The organism is Massilia sp. CT11-108, assembly GCF_047302915.1.
Taxonomy (GTDB): domain Bacteria; phylum Pseudomonadota; class Gammaproteobacteria; order Burkholderiales; family Burkholderiaceae_D; genus Telluria; species Telluria orientalis.
Window position 1 is genome coordinate 1 of record NZ_JBKYMO010001066.1, and the last position, 783, is coordinate 783.

Here is a 783-nt window from a genome sequence, read left to right on the forward strand (position 1 = left end):
CGGGCGGCGAGCGCCAGCGCGTGGCGCTCGCGCGCGCCCTGCTCGCGTCGCCGCGGCTGTTGCTGATGGACGAACCGCTGGCCGCGCTCGACCTGCGCCGCAAGCTGGAAATCCTGCCCTACCTGGAACGGATGCATGCGGAACTGGCGATCCCGATCGTCTACGTGAGCCATGCGCCGGACGAGGTGGCGCGGCTCGCGGATCACCTCGTGCTGCTGGACGCCGGCAAGGCGGTCGCCAGCGGGCCGCTGTCGGAGACGCTGGCGCGCGTGGACCTGCCGCCCAGTTTCGCCGACGATGCCGGCGTCGTGCTGGACTCGATCCTGGCCGGCCACGAGGAAGACGCTTTATCCCGCCTGGAATTCGCGGGCGGCGCGCTGTTCGTGGGGCGGCGCCGCGAAGCCATCGGCACGCACCTGCGCTGCCGCATCCACGCGCGCGACGTCAGCCTTGCACTGGACCGCCCGCAAGGCACGAGCATCGTCAACCGCCTGCCGGCCGTGGTGACGGCGGTGGCGGCCACGGACACGCCGGGCCACGTGCTCGTGCAATTGCGGATGGGAGAATCGCCGCTGCTGGCCCGCATCACCGAACGCTCGCGCCGCGAACTGGGCATCGCGCCCGGACTGCGGCTGTGGGTGCAGATCAAGGGCGTGGCATTGTTAAATTGAAATTACCTAGAACCGGGGGGGGGGGCCCGGGTTTGGGTGTTTTTAAAAAAAAGGGGGGGGGACCCCGGGGGGGCGCGGGCCCCCCCGCGCCCCGCGGGGGGGGGTTTTTTTG

The 783-nt window shown here is 70.9% G+C and carries 1 protein-coding gene; it reads left to right on the plus strand.

Annotation, left to right across the window (positions count from 1 at the left end):
• A partial coding sequence (locus tag ACEN88_RS33160; protein ID WP_413346554.1) for a molybdenum ABC transporter ATP-binding protein occupies positions 1-671 on the plus strand: 671 nt, incomplete at its 5' end.
• Between the last annotated feature and the right edge of the window lie 112 nt (positions 672-783).